We start from the raw sequence: 3,843 nt of genomic DNA, 5'->3' as shown, positions 1-3,843 counted from the left end.
ATGGTAGCAAACGTGTTATGCAGGCGTTAAATCTGCCGAGCAAGCTCGAAGAGTGCGCTGCCTCGTAATTCTCCCTCTTAAATATCTCCTTTTTGGTTAGATTTACTATGTTTACTGTATGAGTAAACATACAGTTCAAACCTTTTTGCAAAAAAGGTTTGAATCATATTCGAAGAACCATCGACTCCCTTTATATCAACTTAAGGGGATCAGTCGGCTTTCATCTTGTCGAACTTCGTCGATGGGAGGTCATGCGCTGTATTGTGATAATGGGCACCTCAATGGCTATTGGTACAATAGCTGTGGGCATCGAAGTTGCCCACAGTGTGGTGCTCTCAAAAGAGAGCAATGGCTTAAAAAAGTAGATTCGTTTATTTTAGATACTTCTCATCATCATTGGGTATTTACTCTTCCGCATGAGTTGCATGAAATATGGAGATATAACAGAGCGTTATGCCAGCAAACACTGTTCGATTCTGTTCGTAAAACTATTCAGGTATTAAGCGCGGATGAGCGATTTCTAGGTGCTAAGGTTGGGTGTGTTTTAGCCCTACATACCTGGGCTCGAAATTTAACGTTTCACCCTCATATTCATTGTTTAGTTACCCATGGAGGATTAGGTAATGACGGTTGGGTTGAGCCAAAGAAAAGTATTCTGTTTCCTGCAAGAGTGATGATGAAGCTGTTTCGCGGTAAGTTCATTGCAGCGCTACGCGCAGCAATGAATAAAGGAGAGTTAAATTACCCTGAATCACTTTCTAAGCAAAATGTACTTAACCTTTTTAATAAATGGGGCGTTTTTGATTGGGTAGTTCATTGTACCAAACCGTACTCCCATGGTGCTGGAGTCGTTAAATATTTAGCGAGGTATGTTCGTGGCGGAGCCATAAAAAACAGTCAAATTTTGCATGTATCAAACAAGGAAGTGCGAGTTAGGTATAAGTCTCATCAAACAAAGAAAACAGAAATGCTTAGGCTAAAGCCTAATCAATTTATTGAGCGTATATTGAGTCATATAGCGATACCGAAAAAACAGCAATATCACTTTGTTGGTTTGTATCATAATCGATGTAGGGAGAGGTTGAATAAAGCTCGACAGTATCTTGGTCAAGAGCGGATAAAGGACATTAGTCCTTTATTATGGCGAGAATACGCGGAAAGCAAAGGGCAAGTGCCATGTTGCGATGAATGCGGAGGCAAGGTTACGATATTGGCTCGATTCAGAGTGATAAACGGTGAATTTATTTTTTCATCGAAAATGTGATAAGGATTATTCTATTTCGTGTAGAAAGCTTGCTGCTGCAAGCGGTTCCAGTTATCGTGTGCTAGTTGGTTTATATGTTTGAAATGGGATGTTTTTTAGATTGTGAAAAGTGTGATTTTTCTTGTTTTAGTATATAGAAATCACAAAGACATCGGCGCAGGCTTGCTCGGAAAATTTAACAGCTGCTGCAACCACATCACAATCGGCATATCTAACAATCGAATCAATGCGATGCTGTAACCTTTGGCATCCGCGGTTTAAAGTATATTTAGCGCTATTAATCCGTCGTTTGCACGCATTATTCTAGGCGTTATACGAACTCTGAGAATGCAGTTTTTTGGTTCAGTTCAGCGATTGAACCATTAGCTTTTTAGGAGGGAAAGTAGGGTGGTTTATCTTTTTCTTTGTTGCCTTTTGGTGTTCGTTTTATAGGTTCGGCATTGAACTATTATTGCCCCAAATTCAGGCGTTTCAGAAACTAATCCACGCTTCAATTGTTCTTTGGTTATGCCTCATTTTGGCCTGCATCAGTGTTTTTCTCTCAGCATTTTCAATCCCAATTGTGGTTAGGATATTTGGTTTATTAGTTCCAAACTGGCTGAAACCAAATCGTTCAAATGGTGTAAGAAAAAGGATTGTTTCGTTTCACAGTTATTGTTGTTGATTGGATATTTTGCTCGCTTAATTGAGCCAGTCTAATTAAAATCGTTTTACAGCAAATCTTGGTAAATCAGTTCTTTACCAAATTTATCGGAGCGAAAGCAAGGCTCGTATAACAAAGCAATCAACACGATGCTATTTACATTCGGCATTCGCGGTTTAGAGTGTAATTGGTTTTGTAATTAAGGCGTTCGCACGTGTTATTGCGGCGTTATGTTTTTTTTTAGAAATAAGGTGCCCAAATGTTGATACGGAAAGCAATGAAGTCTGAAATGGATAGCATTTATCTAATGGGATATGACGTTTGGGGTGATGATCTAAATGATATCGAAACCTACCTTAATGGATGTCGAAATAGTAAGAAATATGCCTTAGGTGAGTGGTATGTTTTGATTGTCGATGGTTTAGTTGTTAGCTCTTTAATTATGTACCACGATCAGTTTAAGCTTACTGGAAGTGATTTGGGAATAGGGTCTATTTCTACAAGTCCTAATTTTAGAAAAAATGGTTATGCAAAAGATCTAGTTAATCTAATGGTCTCTCAAATGTTCGCTACAACAGAAACTGAAATAATCTTTCTTCATAGCGATATAGGATATCAGTTTTACGAGCAGCTTGGTTTTAATCGTACTTCTAGTGTCAGTGAATGCATGTACAAAAAGAAATCAATAGATGTTGAGTTAAGTGGAATACCGACTTACTTTTAGTTTTGGTTTCTACACATAACAAAGCAATCAACACGATTTATTACATTCGGCATTGTAGGTTTGTCTTTGGTTTAGGTGTGTTAAGGCAGTAAAATTCAGCTAAGTAGTCGCAGTAATAAACGTGTTATTGCGGCGTTAGGTGAAAATTAAGAGGGTTAATAGTTGTCAAAAGTTGAAGATACAGTTACTTTTCGGGTATATGAAATTATTCGTGAGGAATCTCCTAGATGTTCAGATCCATTTTATGAGTCAGTTGAATTTGAAATAATTAATTTTACCAAAAAAAGAACACATAAATTTTGGGCTTTTTTGGATGAGTTAGTTCCTAATCATGTCTGTAACCGACAGCGTTGTTATCCTGTTTGTGGTTGTTTAGATTGTAATACATTAAAAAGTGAAGAGGTTTTGAAATTAGAAGAGTTACAAAATACATACGATCATGGTTGGCCTGTATTTGATTGGGGGCAATTTAATATGCCAAGAGGCATTAAGTTCACACCTGAAAGCCAAGTTTTGAATAAACGTCCTCAAACTTATGATAGAGAGAAGCGACTCAATAAGCAGGAGATTATCAATGTGATTGGTGCAGTTAATGAAATAATTAAAAGGCATAGATCTGAGATTGGTGCATTTCCATATATAGCACTACCTATATCTGAAAATGTGGATTCAATTTATAAAAAAGCGATGAATGGTAATCTAGGAATTAACTTGCATTTTCCTGTATCAAGAGTAACACTAAGGTATGAAGATAAAGAATGCGGAGCTGCTTATGTTATATGCTAATTTATTATGTAAACGTGATACAACAGTACAATCTGTGAAAGTATTAGCGATTCGTAGACAGATAACAATTATGCATACTATGAAAATCGGAACAAATGTATATGATGTTCATACTACACTCGCTGATTTTTACAGAGCTGCATTTATTCAGTCTTCTATTAATCGAGATTATATTCAATCCTCTATTGATCGAGATTATATACAACCTAGATTGCAAGCTAGAATTGCCAGAGCTAAATTAGCTAGAAAGAATAAAAAAACAATAGTTCTAGTGTCTGGCGATGAACGATTTTCAGGCTTCGATTAATTTCACCTAACAAATGCATCAACACGATTTACTACACTCGGCATCTCAGATTGTCGGGTGTTTCTCGTTTTAAGGCGTCAATATTGAGTATAATTGCATAGTAGTAAACGTGTTATGCA

At 37.0% G+C, this 3,843-nt stretch carries 4 protein-coding genes; all 4 read left to right on the top strand.

Annotated features, from left to right (window positions below):
* Window positions 1-118: 118 nt before the first annotated feature.
* Window positions 119-1,264 carry an IS91 family transposase gene (locus PVK62_RS16990; protein ID WP_274445561.1) on the top strand — a complete coding sequence of 382 codons (1,146 nt, stop codon included), beginning with the start codon at window positions 119-121 and terminating at the stop codon, window positions 1,262-1,264.
* Window positions 1,265-2,166: 902 nt separating this feature from the next.
* On the top strand, window positions 2,167-2,631 hold the full coding sequence (locus PVK62_RS16985; protein ID WP_274445562.1) for a GNAT family N-acetyltransferase: 465 nt from the start codon (window positions 2,167-2,169) through the stop codon (window positions 2,629-2,631).
* A gap of 162 nt (window positions 2,632-2,793) precedes the next feature.
* Complete coding sequence (locus tag PVK62_RS16980) at window positions 2,794-3,417, top strand: hypothetical protein (RefSeq protein ID WP_199414940.1); 624 nt, start codon at window positions 2,794-2,796, stop codon at window positions 3,415-3,417.
* Complete coding sequence (locus tag PVK62_RS16975) at window positions 3,404-3,724, top strand: hypothetical protein (RefSeq protein ID WP_199414941.1); 321 nt, start codon at window positions 3,404-3,406, stop codon at window positions 3,722-3,724. Before PVK62_RS16980 ends, PVK62_RS16975 begins: the two co-directional genes overlap by 14 nt.
* The last annotated feature ends 119 nt before the right edge of the window (window positions 3,725-3,843 follow it).

Source organism: Aliivibrio sp. S3MY1 (assembly GCF_028765575.1).
Lineage (GTDB): Bacteria > Pseudomonadota > Gammaproteobacteria > Enterobacterales > Vibrionaceae > Aliivibrio.
This window is presented reverse-complemented; position numbering and strand designations above follow the sequence as displayed.